Origin of the sequence: Massilia sp. WG5 (genome assembly GCF_001412595.2) — a bacterium.
GTDB lineage: Bacteria > Pseudomonadota > Gammaproteobacteria > Burkholderiales > Burkholderiaceae_D > Telluria.
Genome location: NZ_CP012640.2, coordinates 5,767,816 through 5,792,573 on the forward strand (window position 1 = coordinate 5,767,816; position 24,758 = coordinate 5,792,573).

The window sequence follows — 24,758 nt, forward strand, 5'->3', positions numbered from 1 at the left end:
GGGCCGCCGCAGCCGTGCAGGCTGCGGCGCCGCCACAACTGCGCCCAAGCGGACTAGGACGGAAGCTCGCCCGGCGGCGAGGTCGATGCCAGCCAGGCCGCCGCCAGCACGACCGCCAGCAGGACCAGCCCTTCGATCCAGAGCACGTGCCGGAACCGCGCCGGCAGCAGCACCGGCGCCGCATGACCCGCGGATTCGCGCGCGAGCCAGGGCGGCATCACGCAAAAGCGGTTGAAGCCGCCCAGCAGCACGGCGACCCCGACCAGCGCCAGCTTGGCCGCCAGCGTGTTGCCGTAGGGGTTGCCAAGCAGGTTCCCGAATCCGCCGAGGTCGCGCCAGCTCGCATACAGGCCGGTGACGAAGATGCCGGCCAGCGCGAGCGTTGCCGAGCCGGACAGCGAATCGACGTAGGCGGCCCGCGCACGCCTGTCGGCCGCGCCCATGTCGGTATCCTCCGCCAGCATGACGCAGCCGGCCAGGATGACTTCGCCCACCCACAGGCTGATCAGTCCCTGGTGCGCCCAGTCCACCAGCAAGGGCAGGCTGAAATCGCCTTCGCTGGATGCGTGGCTGACCATGCTGCGGGTGTACCAGAACACCGCCAGCCCGGCCATGATCAAGCCTGCCTGCCCCAGACGGCGGCCGTGTTCCATGCATGCCGCGGCCGTGGCCACGACCAGGCCGGCCATCCCGATGGCCCATGCCAGGCCGAGGTGGGTGGAGCGCAGCATGGTCCAGGTAGCGGGACCCGCGTCGGGCAGCGGGACCTCGGCCATCGCCGCCGATTCGAGCCACAGCAGCACCAGGTCGGCCGCCAGCGCCGCCACGGCGGCGGCGATTGCGGTACTGCGGACGGCCTGCCGGCGCGCCTCGGCCCAGCTGGACCCGTCGCGGCCGAGCCACAGGCCGGACAGGCCCGCCCCCGTGAGCACGGCCACCGCCAGGTTCAGCACGGCAGTGCAAAGCCGCAAGGCGGTTTGCGGGTCCAGCGCCATCACTTGACCTTGAACGCGACTTCGCCCTTCACCTTGTGACCGTCATGGGTCATGGCGGTCCAGCGGATCCGGTAGTCGCCGGCGGCCAGCTGCGGCAGCGTGGCCGTCATGGCGCTCGGATCGGCCGTGTCGATGGCCGTCGCGCCGACCGGGATCTCGCTGTTCTGCGGCCCCGCCACCTGGATCTTGCTGAAGGCCGGCTCGAGCGTCTCGTTGAATTTCAGGCGGACCTGCTTCGGCGCACTGGCGAGCGTGCTGCCGTCCTGCGGATCGGAGGCTTGCAGCTTGGCGTGCGCGAAGGCGGACGCGGTCACGGTGCTTGCGAGGGCGAAGGCGGTCACCGCCAGGACGTGTTTGATGGACATGTGGACTCCCGATGTGGTTGAGGTTCAGTTGGCTGCTTCGAGCCGGGTTACGGTGAGGACGTCGTTGACACGCTCGGCACGGAAGCGGATCTGGTCGCCGGCCTTGGCCTTGTCCAGCATCGCCGGGTCCTGGACCTTGAACACCATGGTCATGCCCGGCATGTCGAGGTTGGCCAGCGGCCCGTGCTTGATCGTCAGCTTGCCGCTGTCCTTGTCGACCTTCTTGACCTCGCCCGTGGACAAGGATGCGACATCGCTCTCGGTCGCGACAGGCGCGGCATCGTGGCCGCCATGGTCGTGGGCCTGCGCGAAAGCGTCGGCGCCCGCCAGCGCGAGGCCGGCGGACAGGGTGATGGTGCTGAACAGCGAAAACATGCGAGTCATGTGGCTCTCCCAAATAGTCAAGATCGAAGTTTGTGCTTCTTTGTTTGCTCAGTGCCCGCCGTGGCCGGAGGGCTTTTTGACGCTCAGCTCGACATCCGGCTTGTGCTCGGCCGGCATCGCCCCGCGGCCCGCGCTGGTGCTGCGCACCGGCTCCGCCAGTTCGCCGGTCCACTCGTAGGCGACGGTGCCGGCGGGATGCTTGTACCAGCCCGGATCGGTGTAGTCGCCGCGCTTCTGGTCCGGGCGCACCTTCAGCACGGTGAACATGCCGCCCATTTCGACACTGCCGAACGGGCCTTCGCCGCTCATCATCGGCAAGGTGTTTTCCGGCAGCGGCATTTCCATGCCGCCCATCGAGCCGCCCTTGTCGCCCATGACCATGTAGTCCGGCACGATCTTGCCGATCTTTTCGGCCAGGCCGCGGTGGTCGACGCCGATCAGGTTGGGGACGTCGTGGCCCATCGCATTCATCGTGTGGTGCGACTTGTGGCAGTGGAGCGCCCAGTCGCCCGGTTCGTTGGCGACGAACTCGATGGCCCGCATCTGCCCGACCGCGACGTCGGCGCTGACTTCCGGCCAGCGGGATCCCGGCGGCGTCCAGCCGCCGTCGGTGCCGGTCACCTCGAACTCGTGGCCGTGCAGGTGGATCGGATGGTTGGTCATGGTCAGGTTGCCGACCCGGATACGCACGCGGTCGTTCTGGCGCACCGGCAGGCTGTCGATGCCCGGGAACACCCGGCTGTTGAAGGTCCACAGGTTAAAGTCCAGCATCGTGTTGATCTTCGGCGTATAGCTGCCCGGATCGACGTCGTAGGCGCCGAGCAGGAAGGCGAAGTCGCGGTCGACCGCATGCAGCGAAGGCTCCTTCGGATGCGTGATCCACAGGCCCATCATGCCCATCGCCATCTGCGCCATCTCGTCGGCATGCGGGTGGTACATGAAGGTGCCCGCGCGGCGCGCGACGAATTCGTACACGAAGGTCTTGCCCGGCTTGATCCCCGGCTGGGTCAGGCCGGTCACGCCGTCCATGCCGTTCGGCAGGCGCTGGCCATGCCAGTGCACGCTGGTGTGCTCGGGCAGCTTGTTGGTCACGAAGATGCGCACCCGGTCGCCCTCGACGACTTCGATGGTCGGCCCCGGCGACTGGCCGTTATAGCCCCACAAATTGACCTTCATGCCCGGCGCAAACTCGCGCACGACCGGCTCGGCCACCAGGTGGAACTCCTTGACGCCATTGTTCATCCGCCAGGGCAGCGACCAGCCGTTCAGGGTCACGACCGGGTTGTATGGGCGTCCGTTCGGCGGTGGCGGCGGCACCAGGGTCCTGGCATGGTCGACCAGTACCGCTTCGGGCAGCGAGGCCGCCGCCACGCGGCTCACTGCGGCGCTGCTCACCGCGACCGCGCCGGCGCCTCTGAAGAAATCTCGACGGGAAATCATTGTGCTGTCCTTGGTTCAAGCGTGCCGCCGGCATTCATGGCGGACTGGAGATTGGTATCGGCGATCCAGAAATCGCGCTGCGCGGCGATGGCGGCGTTGACGCTGGCAAGCTGCTCGCGCGATTCGGCGAGCAACTCGAAGGTGCTGGCGAGCATGCCGTTGTATCGGAGCAGGACCTCGTCGGCGATCTGCTTGCGCAGCGGGACGACTTCGTCCCGGTAGCGGCGCGCGATGTCGTAGGTGGTGCGATAGCCGGCATAGGCCTGGCGCGCCTCGGAGCGCGCCCGCACGGCGACGTCGGCAGTGCGGTGGACGGCCCCCATGTAGCTTGCCTCGGCCCGCGCCACGCGCGCGCCGCCCCAGTCGAACAGCGGCAGTTCCAGCGTCACCTGGTAGCCGTTCTGGCGCGGTGTGCCGGTCGTGCTCTTGTTGGCATAGCCGGCGTCGAACACGTCGATGAAGCCGGTCGCGCGGGTCAGGCCGAGGGCCTTTGCCGTAGCCTGCGCATCCTGGCGCGCGATGAGGACGTCGAGCCGCTGCGACAGCGCTGTCGCCTCGACATGTTCCGGCGCGCGCGGCTGGGCGGGCAGGTCGGGCAGCCGGTCCGGCAGGGTGAAGTCGGGAGAGGCTCCGAGACCCAGCAGGCGCACCAGTTCCTCGCGCGCGCTGGTGGCCGCCAGGCGCGCCTGCGCCTGCTGGGTCACGGCATCCTGGTAGTAGGCGCGTTCGCGTGCGGCGTCGAGTTGACTCCAGTTGCCGGCGGCCCGCATGCGGGCGGCCAGTTCGGCGGCAGCTTCCGCGGATGCGCGCACCTGCTCGCTGAACGCGGACGCCTGCGCGGCGGCGACGGCGCTGTACCAGGCCTTGCGCGTATCCGCCGCCAATCGGACGGTCTGCAGCGCCGCTTGCAGTTTGGCCTGCTCGAAGCGTCGGCTTTCGATGCCCCTGCGCGCCGGCATGGTCAGCAGCGCGGCCAGGTCGAAGGTGAGGCCGCGGTCGATTTCCGTCTCCTCGCCACCGCGCACCCGGCCGAAGCTCAGGCTCGGGTTGGGCAGCCGTCCGGTCTGGACGAAGTCCGCTTCGGCGATCGCCAGGTCCGCCAGCGCCGCCTGCAGTCCGCGGTTGTTGATCAGGGCGATGCGCACCGCGGCGTCCGGGTCGAGCGGCCTGGAAAGCAGGCGCGCTACTTCGGCCTGCGGGTCACCGTCGCGCTTCAGGGGCGCGGGCTGGCCGATGCGTTCCTGGGTCATCCGGGCGACGTCGTCGAGGCCGCCATCCCGGGAAAAGCTGGCGCAGCCGGCCAGCAGCGGCGCGCTGGCCGCAACCAGCAGCAAATAGGGAAGTTTCATGGTTCGTCTGGTATCGATTGAGGCCGCACGGGCGGCCCGAGGGCGCGCCGTCGGCGCGCACGCAAGCTCAAACGAACAGGCGACGGGGCGGCCGTTCGAGGGCCGAAGGAACGATGGAGATGATCGCTGCTTCCGGAATCGCGTCCGGCGCGGCGGCCAGGGAAGGCGCGTGCAAGCCCGGCGGCATGGCGGGGAGGGCGACGGCGCCGACGCAGCAACTTGCGCAGTTCGCGCATTTGGAATGCGATGAGCCATGATGCGATGAGCCATGGGCCTTTACTCCAGCCTTGGCGCAGTGCGCGTCGGTCATGGACGCGGCGGCTTGATGATGCTGGTGGCCGGAGGCGACCGCGATCGCGCGCTGCGCCTGTTCCATATGCCCGCATGCTTTCGCGGCGCCGCCCTGGAGGGACAGCACCGAGATCGACAGCCACAGCAGGAGACGGAAGAACAGGCGCATGGTTCAGGCATCGTACCTCAAATTAAGAAGGTGCATCAAGTCCTCTGCTGTATCCCCTACAGCGTATAGGCCAGCTTGACGTAGTAATACGCGCCATTGATGCCGAACGGCGAAAAGCTCGGCAACACGTAGGCGTGCGTGTAGCCCTGCGATACGGCGTGCTCCGGGAAATGATTGAACAGGTTCCGCGCACCCGCCGTCAGGCTCAGTCGCCGGCTGAAATCGTAGCCCGCTTCGAGGTCGGCGATCGTGGTCGGCTTGATACGGTTGGTGTGGTAGGGCGCGCCGTCGGTGTCGGGGTCGGCCACTGTCAGTTCGGTGTCGCCGTAGCGGGTCACGCGCAGGTTGAGGTTCCAGTCGCCGTAGAAGTACTTGCCTCCAAGGATCAGTTTGCTTTTCGGGGTCGCATCGATCACCGGCGAGATCGCCGCGGGATTCAGGCCGCTAGGCAGGCTCACGCCGGTCACCCGGTTGTGGTTCAGGTTGAGCCCGGCAGTGAACCTGAGCTTGCCATAACTGTCGAGGTCCATGGGATAGTCGGCGGTCGCGTCCAGGCCGTGGGTACGCGTATCGACCCCGTTGGTCAGGTAGCTGACGGTGGCGTCGGTGATGGCGGGGTCGAGCACGCTGCCGTGGGCGACGATTGCCGCGTCGGCGCCGGCCCCGCTGAGGGTGCCCGAGCCGATGATGCGATGGCGGACTTCGATCCGGTACATGTCCACCGTGACCGCCAGGCGCGGCGCCAGGGTCGCTACCAGGCCGAGGCTGAGGTTGGTCGACTTTTCCGGCGCCAGCGGTTTGGCGCCCGCGAACGCGGCGGCGGGCGAGTTGGCCGGCAGGACGACATCGGCATAGGTCGGGCCGACGTTGGTTGCGGAATAAAATTCTTCCTGGAGCGTCGGCGCCCGGAAGCCGTTGCTCACCGTGCCGCGCAGCGCAAGGTCGGGCGTGAAGTCGTAGCGGCTGGTCAGCTTGGCATTGAAGGTGTTGCCGAAGTCGCTGTAGTGCTCCTCGCGGCCCGCCACGCTGAGCTGCCATTGCGGGCTTGGCCGCACGCCCACATCGACATAGCCGGCGAGGTTGCGGCGCGTGTGCGTGCCGGCGTCGGCGAGCGCGTAGCCCGGGAAGCCGTCGGGACCGAAGTCGTAGCGCGAGGCGGCGTCGCCGGCGCCCAGGCGGTAGGACTCGTGGCGGGCCTCGAGGCCGAACGCCAGGTTCAGCGGCGCCTGCCAGCCGATATCGAAGGCCTTGCTGACATCGGCGTTGCTGGTCCATTGCGAGAACGTGTACTGGCCGTCGTAGAAGCTGGTCGGCGACTTGCCGGTATCGCGCAGCAGGGGCCGGTTGACGCTGTCCTGGACGCCGATCGCGATGTCGTCGCGGCCATAGGTCGTGCTCAGGTCCCAGTGCCAGCCGTCGCCGATGATGCCCTTGACGCCGACGCTGGCCGCATAGTCGTCCTCCCTGGCCGTTTCCACCGGCTCGAACCCGTTGGGGTAGAAGGTGGGCGCCTTGGTCGGGGTGCGCCAGTTCTGGTAGCTCCAGGCGTTGCGATGGGCGTAGGTCGCATTCCCGTAGACTTCGCCGCCGCCGTCCAGGCGGAGCCCGGCGTTCAGGGCGGCGCTGCCGACCCGGGTCTTCGCATCGCCGCTCACCTTGCTGGGGAACGGGTCCGATGACGGCGAGCGCGGCACCAGCGGCGTGCCGAAGCCGTTCGTGGTCACCAGGTCGGCGCCGGTCTGGTTGGTGAAGTCATGGTCGCGCAGTTGCGCCGCCAGGTGGGCGAAGCCGTTCGTGGACAGCGCAAAGCCCTTGTCGAGCAGCAGGTCGCGGGTCAGGCCCTTGTGGTCGTGGTGCGGGTTGACCTTGCTGTTGCCGTAGCTGCCCGCGGTCAGGCTGATCTCGCCCGCGCTCGGCGAGGATTTGAGGATGATGTTGATGACGCCGGCGATCGCATCCGAGCCATACTGCGCGGCGGCGCCATCCTGCAGGATCTCGATGTGATCGACCGCGGAGACCGGAATGAGGTCGAGGTCGGCGGGCGACGAATACTGGTTCGGGCCGGCATCGGCGGCAATGCTGGCCGTGTTATGGCGGCGCTTGCCGTTGACCAGCACCAGTACGTGGTTCGGACCGAGGCCGCGCAATTGCACCGAGCGGACCATGTTGCCGATGTCGCCAGTCACGGACTGTGAATCGTAGGACGGCATCAGAGCGGTCATCGCATCGAACAGGTTCGAGGCGCCCGTTTCGCGCAGGGCGTCGGCGGACAGCACCGCGATCGGGGCGGCGCTGTCGCGCATCCTGGTGCCGATATTGCGCGTGCCGGTGACGATGACGGTCGCCGCCGGATTGGCGTCGATGTCGGCAGCCACCGCGCTCTGGGCATGGACGCCGGCGGCCGGAGCGGCGAGCAAGCCGGCAATCGCAATGTGAATTGCGCGCGGCGTCAAACCGGCGCGGGGAACGGAAATCAGCGGGTGTGGGCCTGCAGCGCGATGCGACTTTTGCATTGAATCCTCGAGGTAAAGTTATGCTTGTTTTATCGACGCGCGGTATTGCATGCGGTCCATAAAATTACAACATGGACCCGCGAGGCATCCTGCCTGAATTCGCTATCTCAGGGAATAGAAAACGCCGTTCATGCAGGGCGAAACGGCATATCGCATGGCGGGAGGCAAGTCCCGAGCCACTGAATAGCGGTACCGGCGGACAGGGACGAATGCGAGGATGGGAGTGCGGAAGGCGGCGAAGGGCTGGCGACACATCTCGAGGGTACGAGATAGGGTAGGGCTCGGCGTGCGGAGCGGGAAGCCCGCCGCTTCGGCCGGATCACTGAATTCGGGTATTCAGGGCATCGAGGAACCAGTGCTCTCATAGAGGCAGCATGCGTTTTGTTGCCGAATACTGTCCAGGATGGTCTTGCCGCTGCCTCGTGGCATCCGCTCAGGCCTGGCTCTTGTCGATGAAGTATGGGGCGCATCGGAACTCGGCTATACCGGTCCAAACGTGCCGCCGAGCCCTTTTGCCACGATAAGCCGCCGTGCCTCATGGAGGAACGCTGGACCGTCGAGCCGGTGCCAGCCGAAGGACGGAGCGTATATCGGCCCGGCTTGCCTTGCCCGCACTGACGGTCAAGAAGGAGTTCAAGCCAAGGCGTTTGCGATGCGGTCCTGTGGTCGCCAGGGTCAGTGGCTTGAGACAGGGCTGGTCCAATAAAAGCCTGACTTCGTACTGCACCGAAGGCACAGCAAACAGGCTGACCATCTCTTTCAAGCCGGCGTGGGATCGGCCATTCGGCAGGAACGCCTTCGCCGCCTTTTCATCCAGCGGACCGATATGCAGGCGAACACGCAAGTCCTGGCGCCACGCGCGTGCGCCTAGGGCAGCGCCGAATCCGAGGGTGGGATCGGTAAGGCCCAGCGTGCTGCGAAACTTCTGCGGTATCGGATCCCAGGCCCCGACGAATTCCTCGACGCGCACAGGAACGCCGAAATACTCGCCCAACACGCGCTCCACGGTCGAGGCGGCGATCGGACGCGTCCTGAGCAGCCCGGCGTAGAAGCCGGCGACTTCCGCGGGAATCGATCCATAAGGCCTGGCTGGCCCGAAGCTGCTCAGCCTGAGACCACCCAGTGCGCTCAGCAGCGGAAGCAGGTCGTCCTGGGCCCGCGTGTCCAGGCCGTGCTCGACGCGGTATTTTCCCCATGCCTCGTAAAACAGGCCGACAGCCCGATTCGAAAACAGATCGATGAATGGCGTCCAGCTCTCGTCCGCGCCCATGCCCGTTTTCGCAGCCGCACGTTCGGTGTCATGCAGCGGCAGGGTGCCGCTTGCGCCAAGCAGTCCGATGAATGCCGGTGTGATGTGAATGCGCGGCGTCCTGGCGCCGTCCTGCACTTCGACCTGCAGGCCTTCGATCTCGCTCGCAGGAAAAGCCAGCGACAGGCTATTACGAAAGCGCAGCACCTGGCCGAATGCCTGGGTGTACGGGATGCCCTGTTGGCGCAGCATGCGCACCAGGATGTTCAGCAGTTGCGCGAACCGGTACCGGTAGGGCGCCGCGCGCAGGTGCGCGATCAGGACAGCGGCATGCTGCCGCTTCTCGGTTTGCATCGGAACAGCTCCTCCCCGGACTGGTGTGACAGGATCACGAGTTCGATAAAACTGTTCATCTGGACGTACAGCGCGAAGAACTGGTCGATGACCTGGATGAACAGGTGCAGGCCGGCGCCGACGACGGCTTCTTCATCGATCGTCAGGCGCACTTCGGTCCCGTGTGCCAGGGATGCGCCGCGTTTGTGCCTTAACCATGCGACGGTCTCGGCATGTTCGAGCCCGACGATGCCGGCGATCTGCCGCCGCGATACCGCCGATCCGGTAAAGTCGTACAGGGACAGCATCTCGCGCAGGCCGTCCGCGCCTTCGGTGGCGAGCGAGTGATGGTTGAGCGTCAGGTGCGAGATCAGGCGCCAGTGGGCGCCCTGGCCATTTGCCAGGCGATGGGGGCGCGTGGGCCTGCGAAGAAAGCGAATCGCCGCGCCCTCGGTAGCGCCGGGAATGGACAGGTCGCTGCTGGCCGCGCCGGATTTCAGCAGGCAGGGCAGGTCCCGGTTGGTGCAGGTGAGGTCGATCGACAGCGTTGTTTTCTCGACCGCGAGCGGTGCACCGTCGATGTCGACGAGCGAGATGACTTTTTCATGTCCCGGGCTGGTGGCAGCCAGTGTGTCGTCACGGCGCAGTATCCAGTAACGGCCCTTACGTGCATCGCTCTCGCCGTGCCGGAGCGCATAGAAGGGGCGGAATTCGACCGGCGCGATGTCCTTGTCCCGCTGCTGCACCATGTGGACCCGGTCGACCGAATAGACCTCGTAGGCCGCCGCATGCGCGGGATGCGCCAGCACGGAATATTCAGCCGTTTGCTGGCTGTAGTCGATCGGCACCCCGGGCTGCCTGAACAGATTGACGACCGGGGTACAGCCGGCAAGCAGGCTTTGCGCCGACAGTCCGGCCAGCATCCTTGCCTGGTCCGATCCCGGCGGCACCTCCGCCAGGCCCAGGTGCAGCGTGAAGCGGGTGCAATCCGCAGGGAGGCGTGCGCAGAGTGCTGCCAGGTCGATGTCGACGAAGTTGAACTTTTCTGGAAAGGCGAAATACTCTGCAAGAATCCGGTAGGCGCGGTGCGAACGGGCGTCGAACGGGATCAAGGCGTCATCGTCGGTGAAGCCGACTGGCGAGATTGGCATCGCAGCGAGAGGCAGCCACGCGCCGTCCGCGCCTGCCTGCACGTAAGCCGACGCCGTCCGCATGAACAGTGCATCGCGCAGCGCCGCGCAGAACGAAGCGTCGCCGTCGAGATAGACCCGCAAGGGCGACGTTTTCATGGAAATCGGGCCTGCGGATTCGAACTCGATGCCAACCGACGCCGCCACGCCCGGCGCCAGCCTGGTCGAGGAAGGCGCGCGGATGACCGCGTCGAACCAGGCCGAGGCAATGGCGGCGGGAGACGGCGTGACATCGTAGGCGGTCTGGAATTTGCAGTTCACGCCGCGGACCGGCGCCGATTCCAGCAAGCTGCCCCGCGCGACTGTTCCGGTGCCGCCGCCGGCGCCTCGCGCGGTCGGCAGAAAACGTATGATCGCGCAGGACGGAAACGGCCGGAGATAGTGAGGGAACAGGAGGTTGAGCAGGGCCTCCGTAAATTGTGGATACGCGTCATCCAGGCGTTTCGACACCCGGGCGCACAGCAGGGCGACCGACTGGATCAGGCGTTCGACATGCGGATCGTCGCACGCGTCGCCGCCGATCTGCAGCTTGGCCGCGACCTTCGGATAGCGCTCGGCATACTCGCGGCAAAGCTGCCGCATGGTGACGAGCTCGCGTTCATACTGTGCAAACAGTTCGTCCATGGTGCTCGTGCCTAAGGAGCGCCGCGTACGCTCTGGACCGAATAGCGCTGCAGCGACGGCTGGAAGACGGCGTTGAAATGCATCGGTTCAGCCACCGGCGCGTTTTTCAGTTCGGCGGTGATCACGAAGTCGACCCGGTTGATCGCCCCTTTCCTGGGCTGTAGCGTCGCAGTCACCCTGTGCAGCCGTGATTCGTGCCGCTCGATCGCCAGCCGGACCGCGGTGCAGATCCGTTTCTGGTCCGTGTCGCTCGTCATGCACATGCCGGCGAAATCGATCAGGCCGTAGTTCACGACGGATCCGCCTACTTCGGGGTATTGAGCCAGCACATGCGGGAGCAGGGCGGAGCGCGTGTTCAGGAGAGCCTCCAGGTCACGGGTGATGCTGTCCCGCCATGCATCGACCTTCCTGGAAGATGCACGGAACTCCCCTTGCGGTGCGTCGTCATCGGTATCCAACCGGTCGAACAAGCCTGGCACGAAACTTTGCATGCGGTTTCCTTCAAAGCCGTCCTGCAGCGGAAGAAGCGCCATTATTCCTTTCCGGCAAAAAATAAAGTTGCGACTCATCAACGGATTTATTTTGGAGAAGAAGCCGAAAGCTTGATGCGCCAAATCAACAAATTTTGTGCGAGGCCAGCCATGCTTTTCGGAATCTGAACAATGCGGACCTGGGCCGAGGAGAAAGCGATGAGCATGGGAGCGAAAATCTTGTGGTCCGAAGGGCTGACGCTGGGACCCCAGCATTTCCAGCGCCAGGACCTGTACCACGAGACACGGCTGCTCAGGATGGCGTCTGCGCTCAATCCCAACTTCTGGGGCGCCCGGCTCCTGCAGTGGAATAGGGAAGGACTCGGCCATAACCTGCTCGAGGCGCAAGCCTTGTCGCTGATCTTCCAGGATGGGGAGGTGTACGATGCGCCGGCAACGGACCTGCTGCCGCTGCCGGTCGACCTGACCCGGCTGCCGCAGGAAATCAACACTTTCACCATCTATGCCGCACTGCCGACGATCCGGCCGCATGGCGCCAATGCGGAAGAGGGCGGCCGTTATGCAGTGGCGGAGGCGGAAACCGCCGACCTGTTCAGCGATGCGGTGCCGATCGACGTGCCGTTCCTGAAGAAGCGGCTTCGGCTGATGTCCCACGCCGAGCCGCGCGATGGCCATGTCAGTTACCCCGTGCTTCGCATCCATCGCGACCCGCGCGGCGGATTCGAAGCGGACCCGACCTTTATTCCACCATGCGTGGCGATCAGTGCCGCCCGTCCGCTCCAGCAATTGCTCGACGGCTTGATGAGCGCGCTATCGGCGAAGATCGTCTCGCTGCACAACGCGCACCGCAAGACGAATGCATCCACCTTCGAGGTCCACGCAGGCGACATCACGTCCTGGTGGATGCTCAACATCATCAGCACGGCGAACGCATCCCTGCAGCACTGTGCACGTTCGCGGGTACAACACCCTGAAGATCTGTACCAAAAGCTGCTTGTCCTTGCCGGAGGCTTGATCACGTTTTCGGACAGGTACAAAACCTCGGATCTTCCCGCCTATGAGCACGCCGACCCGGGCGTCACGTTCGCACAGCTCGATGCCGTGATCCGCGACCTGGTCGATACCGTCATCTCGGCCAAGTACTTCAGCATTCCGCTCATCGCGGAGGACAACCGCCGTACTCACTACCGGGGAGCGCTCGACGCGTCGAAACTGAGCCAGGAAACGCAGCTCTGCCTTGCCGTGAGTGCGGACATGCCGGCGCTCGAGCTGGTGGCGGCGGTACCGGTCCGGTTCAAGATCGGCTCGCCCGACGACATCGAGCGTATCGTGGTATCGGCACTTCCCGGCATCACGCTGACGCATATGCCGCAGGTGCCGACGGCGGTTCCCGTTCGTCCGGACACCTATTACTTCCTGTTGTCGACCAAGAACGGGCTCTATGAGAATGCGCTGAAAGCGCAGGCCATCGCGATCTATGCACCGGACGGGATGCGGGAGCTGAAGATGGAGCTGATCGCGTTCACGCAATGATTCCGAGAGGTTGCGCCCGGGTATTTGTTTTCCAGCCCGGGCAAGCCGCACCGCATCAAGCCGCCTTCAACACGTGCCCCACCGGCTCCAGGCGCCGCAAGCGCAGGGAAATCAGCATCGCGGCGGCCAGCAGGCTGCCGAGCAGCGTCACGACGCCACCCCATCCGCCGTGCTCCCACAAGATCCCGCACAGCCACCCCACCACGCTCGAACCGAGGTAGTAAAAGCATAGATAGAGCGCCGACGCCAGCGCCTGCTGCGTGCGCGCACGCCGCCCCACCCAGCTGCTGGCGATCGAATGCGAGGCGAAGAAGCCGAAGGTGTAGATGGCCATGCCGGCCACGATCAGGACGAGATTGTGCGCCAGCGTCAGCAGCAGGCCCGTGAACATCGTCGCCATGACGGTCCACAGCACGTGGCGGCGGCCCAGGCGGTCGGCGCGGCGGCCGGCCCAGACCGAGCTGAAGATACCGATCAGGTAGAGCAGCGAGATCGCGCCGACCACGCTCTGGCGCAGGCCGAACGGCGCGCCCAGCAGGCGGAAGCCGATGAAGTTGTAGGTGCTGACGAAGCAGCCCATCAGCAGGAAGGAGAGGGCGAACAGCCAGGGCAGGCCGTCGTCGCCGAAGTGCCGGCGCAGGCCCTGCAGCGTCATCGCCAGGCCGCCCGAGGATGGCCTGAAATTGCGCGAGGCCGGCAGGCTGCGCCAGAATTCCCAGGCCGCCAGCAGGCCGGCGATACCCATCACGCCCACCGCGACGCGCCAGGACAGGAAATCCGACAGCACCGAAGCCAGCATCCGTCCCAGCATGCCGCCGAACGCATTGCCGCTGATGAGCAAGCCCATCGACACGCCGAGCGAGGCCGGCTCGATTTCTTCGCTGAGGTAGGCCATCGCGACGGCCGGCATGCCGCCCAGCGCCAGGCCGAGCAGGGTGCGCGCCGCCAGCAGCTCGGTGTAGCTGCGTGCGAATGCCGACAGCACCATCATGATGGCGGCCACCACCAGCGCCACGACCATCAGGTTCTTGCGTCCGGTCCGGTCGGAAATCACGGACGAGAACAGCAACGACACCGCCAGCGCGCCGCTCGGCAGCGACAGGGACAGGCTGCTCTGCGCTGGCGTCAGGCCGAATTCCAGCGCAAACAGCGGCATCAGCGGCTGCACGCAGTACAACAGGGCGAAGCAGGAGAAGCCGCCGAAGAACAGGGCGCGGTTGGTGCGGCGGTAGGCGGGAACGGCGGGGTGGCTGGACATGGCAGTGGGGATGAAGCGTCGATATAGCATCCTAGGATTGCCAGATACATCTGTCCAATATATATTTGTGGCCTTACTTATCGTTTAAACAGATAACATGGAGCTCAGGCACCTGCGTTACTTCGTCGCCGTGGCGGAAGAGCTGAGTTTTACGCGCGCCGCCGAGCGCCTGCATATCGGCCAGCCCCCGCTGAGCCAGACGATCCAGGCGCTGGAAGCGGAGATCGGCGCCCGCCTGTTCGAGCGCAACAAGCGGCGCGTGCTGCTGACCGAAGCCGGCAGGCTGTTCCTGGCGGACGCGCGGCGCATGCTGGCGCTGTCCGAGCAGGCCAAGGAAACGGCGCGCCGCGCGCACCTGGGCGAAGCGGGCGAGCTGAGGGTCGGCTTTACCTTCTCGACGCCGTTCACGCCGCTGTTCGCCAAGGTCGTGCGGCGCTACCGCCAGCAATATCCCGGCGTGCTGCTGACCTTCCACGAAATGGCGACCATGCACCAGCTTGCGAAGATCGAAGCGCGCGAACTGGACGTGGGTTTCGTGCGCCCGGCCTCGATACGGCCGCCGCAGACGGTGGCGCTGACGATGCTGCGCAACGATCCGCTGCGCCTGGTGCTGCCGGCCGACTCACCCTTGGCGCGGCAACGGGAAATCGCCGTCAAGGACCTGGCCGGCCAGGCCTTCGTGGTGTTTCCGAAGGATGCCGGCACCGGCGTCTATCACCAGATCGCCGACCTGTGCCGTGCAGCCGGCTTCACGCCGCACATCGCGATGGAGGCGGGCGAGCCGTCGACCATCATCGGCCTGGTCGCCGCGGGCTGCGGGATCTCGGTCCTGCCGGGGTCCTTCGAAGGCATTCACATGGAAGGTGTCGTCTATCGGCCGCTGGCCGATCGCGACGCGACCACGGCCCTGCTGCTGGCGCGGCATGCCGAAGGCGGCGGTCCGCTGGCGGAAGCCTTCGTGGCGCTGGCGCAGGCGGCGGCCGCCGAAGGGCAGCTTGCCGGGGCGTGAGCTTCAGGGCGCCTTGCGCTGGTCGACCCAGTTCGGATAGACGTATTGCGATTCATTCAGCGGGTAGCTGCCGTCCGCCTTCGCTTGTGCGAGGTCGGCAAGCACGCGTGCGCGGACCGGATCGTTGGCGGCGACATTGCTGGTGGAGGCGCAGCCGGACAGGGCGGCGACGAGCAGGACGGGGATCAGGGGTTTCAGGTTCATGACATTCACCTTCTTGACGGAGGATCAGGGGACCGAAAGATTCGGTACAGAAGATATTCTAGTCCTGAATAGTTCATTTGTGAAGTATATCGGCGTAGGTATAAATACGGATGCACCCGCCCGTGCGCAGGGACTTATGCGAAATGGGTGGTTGGTCTGAATGAGGACGCTACGCCAGGACGGCCTGCCTGGCAAGCGGAGGACGGCATGGCCGCATGCCAAGATTGGCATGCGGCCATGAAAGGGAACTGTCTGCGGAAGATTACTGGCAGCTGAAGCTGGCCGCGTCGTCGACGCTGCCGCTGCCCTTGTAGCGCGCGACTTTCGGGTAGGCGCAGAGCGGACGCGTGCGCGAGGCCAGCCAGTTGGCCGGCACGTCGGCATTCACGCCGCCGGCATTGCCGCTGCCCCGGGCGCTGGCCTGCACGGAATCGGGCGCCTGGCCCTTCTCGACCCAGTTCACGAGCGGCGTCAGCATGTCGAACTGGTCGGTGGCCGGGCCGCCGGAACAATGGTTCATGCCCGGCACCCGGTAGAAGCGCGCGAAGTTCGCGGCGTCGCCGCCGTTCGCCGTGCGCAGCGCCTCATACCAGGCGGTGGTGTCGTCGCTCGAGAAGATCGGATCGCTGGTGCCGTGGTACACCAGCATCTTGGCGCCGCGGCTCTTGAGCAGAGCCAGGTTCGACGGGTTCGGCGGCGTCATGAAGGACATCGCATTCTCGGGGTAGGTGACGCTGGTGGCGTTGATCTTCGCCAGCATGGCGTCCAGGCTGCCGTTGAGGACGAACTTCAGGCCGTCGAAGGTCGCCGGATCCTCGGGCGGCACGGCCCAGATGAAGGCCACCGCGCCGGCGTCGCGCTGGATCGGCGAGCTGAATTTCCAGCTCGCCCAGCCGCCCGTCGCCAGCCCGGCGTCGTAGGGGAAGCTGGTGTAGATCGCAGCGCCGCTTTCCGTCTTCGCGCCGGCGAACAGGGCGGCGATGCTGCTCTTCTGCGCCGTGCTCAGGCAGGTGCCGTCGCGCGCGCCGCTGCAGGTCGGCACGTCGCGGTTCAGGTCGAAGGCGGCCTGGCAGGCCTTGGTATCCTGCACCAGGCCGTCGGCGGCGCCGTCGAGGGCGTCGCACTTGCCCAGCACCGCATTCGACACCAGCGCCCGTTCGGCCTGCGTGAAGCCGGTGCCGAGGTCGCCCGGCGTGGACGCCAGCGCGGCATAGGTCTTGCCGCCCGCGATGTTGGCGATCGCCGCCAGCGGCAGGCGGAAGCCCGGGTCGCCGACCAGGAAGCCGTCGTACTGGTCGGCGTAGCGCGCCGCCGCCACCATCGTATGCCGGCCGCCGTTCGAGCAGCCGCCGATATAGGAGCGGTCCGGCGCCTTGCCGTAGGCGGCCTTGATCACGGCCTTGGCCATCGGCGTCAGCTTGCCGACCGCCTGGTAACCGTAGTCGAGGCGCGCCTGCGGATCGATGCCGAAGAAGGGCGTCGGGGCGCCGTGGCCGGCGTCGGAACTGATCACGGCGAAGCCCTGGTTCAGCGCATTGTCGAGCGGGCCGCCGCCGCCCACCGGTCCGAGCGCCGGCAGCACGCTGCCGTCGACGCCGCCGTTGGCCTGGTAGAAGAAGCGGCCGTTCCAGTTGAGCGGCAGGCGCATCTCGAAGCCGATCGCATAGCTCTTGCCGTCGACCGGACCGGTGCGCCGGAACATCTCGCCCAGCACCTGGCAGTGGGCGGGCACGGGCTTGCCGCCCACGCTGAGGGCGCCGGCGGCGATCGGGTTCACCGCGCTGATGCTGGTGTCGGGATAGCTGAGCTTTGCCGCGAGGTCGGCGCAGCTTGCCAGCGTGGCCCCGCTCGCCGCCGTCAGCTGGGGCAGGGTCTGCGTTGGCGGGCTGGCGCTGTCGACCGGCGCCGGCCGGCTGTCGTTGTCGCTGCAGGCGGCAAGCAGCAGGGCCGCCAGGGTCGCGGCGATGGGTGTGGCGTGTCGCAAGTTCATACGTGTCTACTCCTCCGTAAAGTGACAGATCGAATACAAGACATTGGGACGAACGGGGCCCGCACGGCCTGTGAAAGGCCGCGGCGGGATACTGCGGTGGCGGGGAGCTGGCGCTTAGTCGGGCATGACGTCCTTGAGGACGCCGATCGGTTCGTTGACCAATTTGCCGTTGACCTTCTTGACTTCGCGGATGTACATGTTCTGCACGATGTCGCGGGTTTTCGGATCGATGCTGATCGGCCCGCGCGGGCTGTTCCACTTCATCCCGGACAGGGTCTTGACCGCGGCATCGCCGCTGACCTTGCCGTTCAGCTTGCGGATGGTCTCGTAGATCATGCCCATGGTGTCGTAGGCGGCCACGTGGACGAAAGTCGGCGCCGGGCGGTTCGGATTGGCCGCGGCGTAGGCCTTCAGGAAGGATTTGTTGGCGTCGTTGTCGAGCGCCGTCGAGTAGTTCAGCACCGTCACCGCGCCCAGCGCGCGGTCGCCCAGGGCTTCCAGCGTCGGGTTATCGCTGGTCATGTCGCCCACCCCGAGGAACTTGATGCCGGCCTTGTCCAGGCCCTTGTCGCTGTAGGCCTTGAGCATGCCGAGGCCGTCCTCGACGCCGGGCGCGAAGAAGAACACGGCCTCCGGCTTCTGGTCCTTGATGCGCTGCACGAAGGGCGAATAATCCGGATTCGCGAGCGGCACCCGCGCCGAGCCGACGATCTTGCCGCCGCCCGCCGCAAAGCCCTTGGTGAAGCGCGCTTCGGCGTCGATGCCGGTGCTGTAGTCGGTCACCAGCGAGTACACCTTGCCGATCTTGTTCTTCGCGGTCCAGTCGCCGAAGGGCTCGGTCATCTGCTGCATCGTCATCGAGGTGCGCAGCATGTACGGCGACTTGGCCGTGATGCCGGTGGTGACGGCGTTCATGACGATCATCGGCACCTTGCCCTGGGTGGCCACCGGGGCGACGGCCAGCGCGCTCGGCGTCAGCGAAAAGCCGATCAGGAAGCTGACCTTCTCGCGGCCGATCAGCTCCTGCGCCGCGCGCTTGGACAGCTCGGCGTTGCTGCCGCCGTCGTCGCGGTACAGGATCTCGATCTTCTTGCCGGCCACCTTGTCGCCGTACTGCTGCATATAGGTCCGGATGCCTTCCTCGAAGGGCTTGCCGAGCTGGACGAAAGGGCCGGTCAGGGCCGCGATCACGCCGATCTTGATGGTGTCGCCGTCCTGCGCATAAGCCGGCGCGGCCGCGAAGGGCAGGAAGGCCAGTCCGATGCATGCCAGTGCTTTCAGTTTCATGCTGTCTCCTCGTTATATGAGTGCTGCCTGTTGTTGTAGCTGCTTCGAGTCTTACCCGGCGACGATGGTCTGCTGCTCGCTGCCGTCGTACATCGCGTCCACCAGGGCGGCGCGGCGCTGCAGCACGGCGGCCTGGTTGATCGAACCCTTGTCGGTCTGTTCGCGGTGGTCGATCGACGGCGGCTCGGCCAGCAGCAGCAGTCGGTCCACCCGTTTCGACGAGCCGCTGGCGCCCTGGTTCAGCTCGCCCAGCAGGTTCTGGAAAAAGGCACGCACCGGCGCGCTTGCCAGGACTTCGGCCGCGGGCGCGTCCGCCCCCAGGCCGGACAGCTCGCGGCAATGCTCCAGGCGCGGGAACACCAGCAGGCCGATGACCGGGCGGTTCAGGCCCGTCACCACCGCGTCCAGCACATACGGCGCGCCCAGGCTGAGCACGCGGGCGCGCAGCGGCCCCACGCTGACGAAGGTGCCGGTGCTGAGCTTGAAGTCCTCGGCGATGCGGCCATCGAACATGAAGCCGAGTTCGGGATGGGTCTCGTCGAAGAAGCGCAGCGCGTCGCCGGTGCAGTAATAGCCGTCCTGGTCGAAGGCCTCGGCCGTCAGGTGCGGCGCGCGCCAGTAGCCCGGCGTCACGTGCGGCCCGTGGAAGCGCGCTTCCAGCTTGTCGCCGCTGGGGACCAGCTTGACCTTGCAGCCCGGCGCCGGCACGCCGACATAACCGGCGCGGACGATCGGCCCGGTGCCGAAGGTGCAGGACGGCGAGGTCTCGGTCATGCCGAGGCCGGTCATGATGCGGATCGATTCGCCGCAGCAGGCGACCGCCACCCGGTCCAGGCGCTCCCAGGCGGCCTGCGACAGCCCGGCCCCGGCGCAGAAGAACAGCTTCACGCGCGAGAAGAAGTTCGCGGCGAGCTCGGGGTCGGTCTCCAGCGCGTCGGTCAGCATCTCCCAGCCGGCGGGGATGTTGAAGTAGACGGTCGGCGCGATCTCGCGCAGGTTGCGCAGGGTGGCGCCGAAGTCGCGCGGCGTCGGGCGCGCATCGTCGATGTAGAGCGTGCCGCCGTTGTACAGCACGATGCCGACGTTGTGGCTGCCGCCGAAGGTATGGTTCCAGGGCAGCCAGTCGAGCAGCACCGGCGGCTCCTTGCCGAAGAAGGGGAAGGTCTGCAGCAGCATCTGCTGGTTACTGGTCAGCATGCCGTGGGTCGTGATGACGGCCTTCGGCTTCTTGGTCGAGCCGGAGGTGAACAGGAACTTGGCGATGGTGGCCGGGCCGACTTCGAGGTTGCGCGCATCGATGCTGGCGGGCGCGGTCTCCAGCAGGTCGGAAAAACGCGTGGCGGCGTGCCCGGGCACCTCGCCGTCGCACAGGATCAGCTCGGCGTCGGGCGGCTTCACGGCCTGGATGGCGCGCGCGAAGGCGCTGCCGTTGCAGGCGAACAGGGCGCCCGGCGTCAGCTGCGCGATCAGGTCGGCCAGCCGGGACGGATCGGTGGCGACCAGCGAATAGGCCGGCGACAGCGGCGCATACGGAATCCCCGCATACATCGCGCCGAGCGCCAGCTGGAAGTGCTCGAGGTCGTTGCCGGACAGGATGGCCAGCGGCCTTTCCGCGGACAGGCCGCGATCGAGCAGGGCCTGGCCGATGCGGCGCACGCGCTGCAGCACCTCGGCATAGGACAGGCGGATCCATTCGCCGTCCGGGCCGCGGCGCGCCACCAGGGTGCGCTCGGGATGCCTGCGCGCGCCCTCCACCAGGCGGTCGGTGAAGCGCGGCGGGAATTCCTCCAGCGGGGTGATGGCGTCCACATGCCAGATGCCGTCCACCTGGCGGGCGCCGATCTCCGGGTTGCCGAGTTCGACCTCCCGCCGCTTCACGCCTCCCATTGTCACGCCTCCCATTGTCGATTGGGTCATGGCGGCTCCGCTCAGATCGGGTAGTGGCGGTGGCCGGTCTGCACCGTGATCCAGCGCAGGTCGGTGAACTCGGCGATCGCCGCCTTGCCGCCGAAGCGTCCGTAGCCACTGCCCTTCACGCCGCCGAAGGGCATCTGCGCCTCGTCATGCACGGTCGGGCCGTTGATGTGGCAGATGCCGGACTCGATGCGCTGCGCCACCGCCATCGCGCGCCCGATGTCGCGCGAGAACACGCTCGACGACAGGCCGTACTCGCTGTCGTTGGCCAGGCGGATCGCTTCCTCGTCGCTGTCGAAGCGCAGCACCGAGACGATCGGGCCGAAGGACTCTTCCTGGTACACCAGCATCTCGGGCGTGACCTGGTCGACGATCGCCGGCTGCATGATGTTGCCGTCCACGCCGCCGCCGGCCTGGATCACGTTCGCGCCGCGTGCGCGCGCATCCTGCAGCATGGCGTCCACGCGCGTCGCCGCGGCCGGGTCGACCATGCCGGCCAGCGGGGCGTCGCTGCGCGCCGCCGTCAGCTTCGCGGTCTTGGCGGCCAGCTTCTCGATGAAGCGGTCGGCCACCTTGCGGTCGACCAGGATGCGGTCGGCCGACATGCAGATCTGGCCCTGGTTGAAGAAGGCGGAGAAGGCGGCCGCCTCGACCGCCTCGTCGAGGTCGGCGTCGTCGAGCACCACCACCGGGTTCTTGCCGCCCAGTTCCAGCAGCACCGGCTTGAGGTGCTTCGCCGCCTGCTGGGCGATGATGCGGCCGACCTTGGTCGAGCCGGTGAAGTTCACGCGGCGCACGGCCGGGTGGGCGATCAGGCGCTCGACCACCTGGGCCGCGTCCTGGGGCGCATTGCTGATGACGTTCACCACGCCCGGCGGGAAGCCGGCGTCGCTGAAGACCTGGCCGATCAGGCGGTGCAGGGCGGGGCAGAGCTCGGACGACTTCAGCACCACCGTGTTGCCGCAGGCGAGCGGCATCGCGAGCGCGCGCGTGCCGAGGATGATCGGCGCGTTCCAGGGCGCGATGCCGACCACCACGCCGCAGGCCTGGCGCACGCCCATCGCCAGCGAGCCGGGAACGTCGGACGGAATGACTTCGCCGCCGATCTGGGTCGTCATCGAGGCCGCTTCGCGCAGCATGTTGGCGGCCAGGGTCACGTTGAACTGGTACCACATCGGCGCGCCGCCGGCTTCCGCCACGGCGGTCTCGACGAAGCGGCCGCGCAGCGCTTCCATGGCGTCGGCGGCCTTCAGCAGCAGCGCGCGGCGCGCGCCCGGGGCCATGGCCGACCAGGCGGGGAAGGCCGCGCGCGCGGCGGCGACGGCGGCGTCGGCGTCTTCCAGGGTGGCGGCGGCGGCGCGGCTGGCGACGTCGCCGGTGGCGGGGTTATGGCGCTCGAAATACGCGCCGTTGGAGGCGGCGCGGCTTTCGCCGCCGCACAGCAGGTCTGCATTGAACATGAGGTCTCCTCACGGTAACTGGATAGAAGGCGGCTGCCCGTTGGACGGGCGCCGCCACGTATTTTTATTCTTCTTGTCGTGCTGATTGTCGCTCAGCCGCGCTTGTAGGTCTGCAGGCCCGGCTTGATCGTCTTATCGTCCAGGAACTGCTTGAGGCCTTCCTTGCGGCCTTTTTCCGGGTCGCGGTAATTCGACTGGTCGGTCTTGGCGTACAGGTAGTCCTCGTTCTGGTCCCAGCTCAGCTCGCGGCAGCGCTTGAAGCCGATCTTCGCGTAGCGCAGCACCACCGGGTTCTTTTCCAGCAGCTTGCCGGCCAGCTCGATGACGGCGTCGCGCAGCTGCTCCTTCGGCACGCTCTTGTTGATCAGGCCCATCGCGGCCGCTTCCTTGCCGGTGAAGGTGTCGCCGGTCATGATGTAGTGCAGTGCCTGGCGGTGGCCCATGGTGTCGGCCACGGCCTTGCTGACCAGGTTGCCCGGCGGGATGCCCCAGTTGACTTCGGACAGGCCGAACACGGCGTCGTCGGCGGCGATCGCCAGGTCGCAGGCCACCAGCGGCGAGAATGCGCCGCCGAAGCACCAGCCGTTCACCATCGCGATGGTCGCCTTGCTGTACATGCGCAGCAGCTTCCACTGCCACTGCGAGCAGTCGCGGCGGATGCGCTCCTGGGTGATCTCGGGCTTGCCGTCGGTCTCGCGGAAATACTCCTTCAGGTCCATGCCCGCAGTCCATGCGTCGCCGGCGCCGGTCAGCACGATCACCTGGGCTTCTTCGTCGAGTTCGAGCGTCTCCAGCACGTCGATCATCTCGCGGTTCAGGGTCGGGCTCATGGCGTTGCGCTTTTCCGGACGGTTCAGGGTGATCCAGCCGATCCCGTTCTCGACGTCGACCTTGACGGTCTGCCAGCGCGCTTCGTATTTGGACATACAATGTCTCCTCAGTGGTTGTTCAGTGTTTGGTCTTGTATCAGGTAGCCTGATATGTGCCTTATACTATACGCAGCTTTTTCCCCTGACAAGCATCTTTTATGGCAATCGAAAAAAAATCCTCGTCCGTGGACACGCCGGCAAAACCGGCCGGCCTGGCCTACCTGGTCGGGCGTCTCGACCACGTCCTCAACCAGCGCCTGCGCGACAGCCTGGCGCCGTACGGCCTGTCGGTGCCCCAGTACACGGCGCTGTCGGTGTTCCGCGCGTATGGCTCGCTCTCCAACGCCCAGCTGGCCACGCGGACGATGATCTCGCCGCAATCGGCCAACGAGATGGTCAAGCAGATGGAGGGGAAGGGCTGGATCGAGCGCCGGCCGGATCCGGCGCACGGACGCATCATCCAGATCAGCCTGACGGCGTCCGGGGAAGCGATCCTGCGCGATTGTGACGCGCAGGTGGTGGACGTGGAAAACATCATGTTCGCCGACCTCGGCAAGGAAGAACGCGCACAGCTGCAGGCGCAGCTGCGCACGGCGGTGCGCGCCCTCAGCGCGCACGGACTTTAATGCGTTCGCCGCACCGTGTGGCGGCTCACTTTCCCGGATCCTTCTGGTTCGGGAATTTGTCGAACTCGACGTTGTACGGCTGGCCGTTCACTTTCTCGACCTTGCGCACGTAGACGTTCTGCACGATGTCGCGGGTGGCCGAGTCGATCGCGACCGGGCCGCGCGGGCTCTCGAACTTCATCCCTTTCAGCACCGCCATGGCCTTGTCGCCGTCGATCTTCCCGCCCAGCTTCTGGCTGACCTCGTAGATCGCGTGCATGCCGTCGTAGGCTGCCGCCGCCATGAAATTCGGGCGTCCGCCGTTCGGATTCGCCTGCGCGAAGCTCTTCAGGAAGGCCTCGTTCTCGGGCGACTTGTGGGCCGCCGAATAGTGGAAGGTGGTGATCACGCCCAGCGTGGCGTCGCCGATCGCCGGCAGCACGTGGTCGTCGGTGAGGTCGCCGGTGGCGATCACCTTGATGCCCGCTTCCGCCAGGCCGCGCTCGCGGTAGCCCTTCATGAAGGCGATGCTCTGTTCGCCGGCGGGCACGAACACGAACACGGCGTCCGGCCTGGCGTCCTTGATGCGCTGGATGAAGGGTGCGAATTCCGGATTCTTCAGCGGCACCCGGATCGCCTCGACCACCTTGCCGCCGTTCTTCTGCAGGCGCTCGCTGAAGGCCTTCTCGGCGTCGATGCCGGGGCCGTAGTCGGCCACCACGGTGGCGACCTTCCTGATCCCGTTCTTCACCGCCCAGTCGCCCATCGGCGCCGAGATCTGCGGCAGCGTCATCGAGAAGCGTGCGATGTAGTCGGACTTGGTGGTGATGATCGAGGTCGCCGCGTTCATGACGATCATCGGCTTCTTCGCCTGCTGGGCGATCGGCGCCACCGCCAGCGCTTCCGGCGTCAGGCCGAAGCCGGCCAGGAAATCGACCTTGTCGCGCACCACCAGTTCCTGCGCCAGGCGCTTGGCGATCTCGGGCGAGGGGCCGGTGGTGTCCTTGTAGATCACCTGGATCTTCTTGCCGGCGACGGTGTCGCCATGCTGGGCCATCCAGGCCTTGATGCCGCCTTCCATCTGCTTGCCGTAATCGGCGAAGGGGCCGGAAAAGGCGGCGATCACGCCTACCTTGATCGTGTCCTGCGCCTGCGCCGGCAGGGTGGCCACGAGGGCCAGACCGGCCAGTGCGCTTGCGATCGTTCTGCGTTTCATGCATGTCTCCTTTGGTTGGT

Annotated in this window: 21 protein-coding genes; 3 read left to right on the forward strand and 18 right to left on the reverse strand. The window is 66.5% G+C overall.

Annotated elements, in window-relative coordinates:
• Nucleotides 1–53: 53 nt before the first annotated feature.
• The 10 genes from AM586_RS25780 to tssE form a co-directional block, all read right to left on the reverse strand.
• Complete coding sequence (locus tag AM586_RS25780) at nt 54–971, reverse strand: copper resistance D family protein (protein WP_156328096.1); 918 nt, start codon at nt 969–971, stop codon at nt 54–56.
• A 23-nt stretch (nt 972–994) separates the two neighbouring features.
• A complete protein-coding gene (gene copC, locus AM586_RS25785) occupies nt 995–1,360 on the reverse strand; it encodes a copper homeostasis periplasmic binding protein CopC (protein ID WP_047822427.1) in 366 nt (121 codons plus the stop codon).
• Nucleotides 1,361–1,384: 24 nt separating this feature from the next.
• Nucleotides 1,385–1,744, reverse strand: coding sequence for a copper-binding protein (locus tag AM586_RS25790; protein ID WP_373887917.1), 360 nt, complete (start codon nt 1,742–1,744; stop codon nt 1,385–1,387).
• A 48-nt stretch (nt 1,745–1,792) separates the two neighbouring features.
• Nucleotides 1,793–3,184: a multicopper oxidase family protein gene (locus tag AM586_RS25795; protein WP_047822431.1), complete on the reverse strand. Its 1,392-nt coding sequence runs from the start codon at nt 3,182–3,184 to the stop codon at nt 1,793–1,795.
• Nucleotides 3,181–4,533, reverse strand: a complete 1,353-nt coding sequence (locus tag AM586_RS25800; RefSeq protein WP_047822434.1) for a TolC family protein — start codon at nt 4,531–4,533, stop codon at nt 3,181–3,183. The genes AM586_RS25795 and AM586_RS25800 overlap by 4 nt, the downstream gene beginning before the upstream one ends.
• Before the next feature lie 67 nt (nt 4,534–4,600).
• A complete protein-coding gene (locus tag AM586_RS25805) occupies nt 4,601–4,993 on the reverse strand; it encodes a hypothetical protein (protein ID WP_052233303.1) in 393 nt (130 codons plus the stop codon).
• Nucleotides 4,994–5,049: 56 nt separating this feature from the next.
• Complete coding sequence (locus AM586_RS25810; RefSeq protein WP_052233304.1) at nt 5,050–7,410, reverse strand: TonB-dependent siderophore receptor; 2,361 nt, start codon at nt 7,408–7,410, stop codon at nt 5,050–5,052.
• Between the two features lie 631 nt (nt 7,411–8,041).
• Nucleotides 8,042–9,109, reverse strand: a complete 1,068-nt coding sequence (gene tssG / locus AM586_RS25815) for a type VI secretion system baseplate subunit TssG (protein ID WP_052233305.1) — start codon at nt 9,107–9,109, stop codon at nt 8,042–8,044.
• A complete protein-coding gene (tssF, locus tag AM586_RS25820) occupies nt 9,073–10,902 on the reverse strand; it encodes a type VI secretion system baseplate subunit TssF (protein ID WP_047822437.1) in 1,830 nt (609 codons plus the stop codon). The genes tssG and tssF overlap by 37 nt, the downstream gene beginning before the upstream one ends.
• A gap of 11 nt (nt 10,903–10,913) precedes the next feature.
• Nucleotides 10,914–11,435: a type VI secretion system baseplate subunit TssE gene (tssE, locus tag AM586_RS25825; RefSeq protein WP_229411046.1), complete on the reverse strand. Its 522-nt coding sequence runs from the start codon at nt 11,433–11,435 to the stop codon at nt 10,914–10,916.
• A gap of 156 nt (nt 11,436–11,591) precedes the next feature.
• Here tssE and tssK point away from each other — a divergent pair, with 156 nt between their 5' ends.
• Entirely contained in the window at nt 11,592–12,926 is a 1,335-nt protein-coding gene (gene tssK / locus AM586_RS25830; protein ID WP_047822687.1) for a type VI secretion system baseplate subunit TssK, read from the forward strand.
• A gap of 55 nt (nt 12,927–12,981) precedes the next feature.
• On the opposite strand, the gene AM586_RS25835 is transcribed toward tssK, so the two are convergent.
• Nucleotides 12,982–14,184, reverse strand: a complete 1,203-nt coding sequence (locus AM586_RS25835; RefSeq protein ID WP_052233306.1) for an MFS transporter — start codon at nt 14,182–14,184, stop codon at nt 12,982–12,984.
• A 97-nt stretch (nt 14,185–14,281) separates the two neighbouring features.
• On the opposite strand from AM586_RS25835, the gene AM586_RS25840 reads away from it, so the two are divergent.
• A complete protein-coding gene (locus tag AM586_RS25840) occupies nt 14,282–15,193 on the forward strand; it encodes a LysR substrate-binding domain-containing protein (protein WP_047822441.1) in 912 nt (303 codons plus the stop codon).
• Nucleotides 15,194–15,196: 3 nt separating this feature from the next.
• Here the strand turns inward: AM586_RS25840 and AM586_RS25845 are convergent, their stop codons facing one another.
• The 6 genes from AM586_RS25845 to AM586_RS25870 all read right to left on the reverse strand — a co-directional run bounded on the left by AM586_RS25845 (nt 15,197) and on the right by AM586_RS25870 (nt 22,974).
• The gene (locus AM586_RS25845) at nt 15,197–15,397 is read right to left on the reverse strand and encodes a DUF4148 domain-containing protein (protein ID WP_047822443.1); all 201 of its coding nucleotides are present in this window, start codon (nt 15,395–15,397) and stop codon (nt 15,197–15,199) included.
• A 262-nt stretch (nt 15,398–15,659) separates the two neighbouring features.
• Nucleotides 15,660–17,387, reverse strand: a complete 1,728-nt coding sequence (locus AM586_RS25850; RefSeq protein WP_047822445.1) for a tannase/feruloyl esterase family alpha/beta hydrolase — start codon at nt 17,385–17,387, stop codon at nt 15,660–15,662.
• A 114-nt stretch (nt 17,388–17,501) separates the two neighbouring features.
• Nucleotides 17,502–18,674 (reverse strand): ABC transporter substrate-binding protein, encoded by a 1,173-nt coding sequence (locus tag AM586_RS25855; protein ID WP_047822447.1) that lies wholly within the window; start codon nt 18,672–18,674, stop codon nt 17,502–17,504.
• A gap of 51 nt (nt 18,675–18,725) precedes the next feature.
• Nucleotides 18,726–20,591 (reverse strand): feruloyl-CoA synthase, encoded by a 1,866-nt coding sequence (locus AM586_RS25860; protein WP_052233307.1) that lies wholly within the window; start codon nt 20,589–20,591, stop codon nt 18,726–18,728.
• 11 nt (nt 20,592–20,602) lie between these two features.
• The gene (locus AM586_RS25865; protein WP_047822451.1) at nt 20,603–22,048 is read right to left on the reverse strand and encodes an aldehyde dehydrogenase; all 1,446 of its coding nucleotides are present in this window, start codon (nt 22,046–22,048) and stop codon (nt 20,603–20,605) included.
• Nucleotides 22,049–22,140: 92 nt separating this feature from the next.
• Nucleotides 22,141–22,974, reverse strand: coding sequence for a p-hydroxycinnamoyl CoA hydratase/lyase (locus AM586_RS25870; protein WP_047822453.1), 834 nt, complete (start codon nt 22,972–22,974; stop codon nt 22,141–22,143).
• Nucleotides 22,975–23,075: 101 nt separating this feature from the next.
• Here AM586_RS25870 and AM586_RS25875 point away from each other — a divergent pair, with 101 nt between their 5' ends.
• Nucleotides 23,076–23,543, forward strand: a complete 468-nt coding sequence (locus tag AM586_RS25875; protein WP_047822455.1) for a MarR family winged helix-turn-helix transcriptional regulator — start codon at nt 23,076–23,078, stop codon at nt 23,541–23,543.
• Between the two features lie 25 nt (nt 23,544–23,568).
• Here the strand turns inward: AM586_RS25875 and AM586_RS25880 are convergent, their stop codons facing one another.
• A complete protein-coding gene (locus AM586_RS25880; RefSeq protein ID WP_047822457.1) occupies nt 23,569–24,738 on the reverse strand; it encodes an ABC transporter substrate-binding protein in 1,170 nt (389 codons plus the stop codon).
• Between the last annotated feature and the right edge of the window lie 20 nt (nt 24,739–24,758).

What these genes read in the sequence shown, in the direction of transcription:
- AM586_RS25795 (WP_047822431.1), bottom strand. Translation starts at nt 3,184, where the DNA reads ATGATTTCCCGTCGAGATTTCTTCAGAGGCGCCGGCGCGGTCGCGGTG.
- AM586_RS25855 (WP_047822447.1), bottom strand. Translation starts at nt 18,674, where the DNA reads ATGAAACTGAAAGCACTGGCATGCATCGGACTGGCCTTCCTGCCCTTC.
- tssK (WP_047822687.1), top strand. Translation starts at nt 11,592, where the DNA reads ATGAGCATGGGAGCGAAAATCTTGTGGTCCGAAGGGCTGACGCTGGGA.
- AM586_RS25850 (WP_047822445.1), bottom strand. Translation starts at nt 17,387, where the DNA reads ATGAACTTGCGACACGCCACACCCATCGCCGCGACCCTGGCGGCCCTG.
- tssG (WP_052233305.1), bottom strand. Translation starts at nt 9,109, where the DNA reads ATGCAAACCGAGAAGCGGCAGCATGCCGCTGTCCTGATCGCGCACCTG.
- AM586_RS25865 (WP_047822451.1), bottom strand. Translation starts at nt 22,048, where the DNA reads ATGTTCAATGCAGACCTGCTGTGCGGCGGCGAAAGCCGCGCCGCCTCC.
- AM586_RS25835 (WP_052233306.1), bottom strand. Translation starts at nt 14,184, where the DNA reads ATGTCCAGCCACCCCGCCGTTCCCGCCTACCGCCGCACCAACCGCGCC.
- AM586_RS25860 (WP_052233307.1), bottom strand. Translation starts at nt 20,591, where the DNA reads ATGACCCAATCGACAATGGGAGGCGTGACAATGGGAGGCGTGAAGCGG.
- copC (WP_047822427.1), bottom strand. Translation starts at nt 1,360, where the DNA reads ATGTCCATCAAACACGTCCTGGCGGTGACCGCCTTCGCCCTCGCAAGC.
- AM586_RS25845 (WP_047822443.1), bottom strand. Translation starts at nt 15,397, where the DNA reads ATGAACCTGAAACCCCTGATCCCCGTCCTGCTCGTCGCCGCCCTGTCC.
- AM586_RS25800 (WP_047822434.1), bottom strand. Translation starts at nt 4,533, where the DNA reads ATGAAACTTCCCTATTTGCTGCTGGTTGCGGCCAGCGCGCCGCTGCTG.
- AM586_RS25875 (WP_047822455.1), top strand. Translation starts at nt 23,076, where the DNA reads ATGGCAATCGAAAAAAAATCCTCGTCCGTGGACACGCCGGCAAAACCG.
- tssE (WP_229411046.1), bottom strand. Translation starts at nt 11,435, where the DNA reads ATGGCGCTTCTTCCGCTGCAGGACGGCTTTGAAGGAAACCGCATGCAA.
- AM586_RS25870 (WP_047822453.1), bottom strand. Translation starts at nt 22,974, where the DNA reads ATGTCCAAATACGAAGCGCGCTGGCAGACCGTCAAGGTCGACGTCGAG.
- AM586_RS25790 (WP_373887917.1), bottom strand. Translation starts at nt 1,744, where the DNA reads ATGACTCGCATGTTTTCGCTGTTCAGCACCATCACCCTGTCCGCCGGC.
- AM586_RS25840 (WP_047822441.1), top strand. Translation starts at nt 14,282, where the DNA reads ATGGAGCTCAGGCACCTGCGTTACTTCGTCGCCGTGGCGGAAGAGCTG.
- AM586_RS25805 (WP_052233303.1), bottom strand. Translation starts at nt 4,993, where the DNA reads ATGCGCCTGTTCTTCCGTCTCCTGCTGTGGCTGTCGATCTCGGTGCTG.
- tssF (WP_047822437.1), bottom strand. Translation starts at nt 10,902, where the DNA reads ATGGACGAACTGTTTGCACAGTATGAACGCGAGCTCGTCACCATGCGG.
- AM586_RS25880 (WP_047822457.1), bottom strand. Translation starts at nt 24,738, where the DNA reads ATGAAACGCAGAACGATCGCAAGCGCACTGGCCGGTCTGGCCCTCGTG.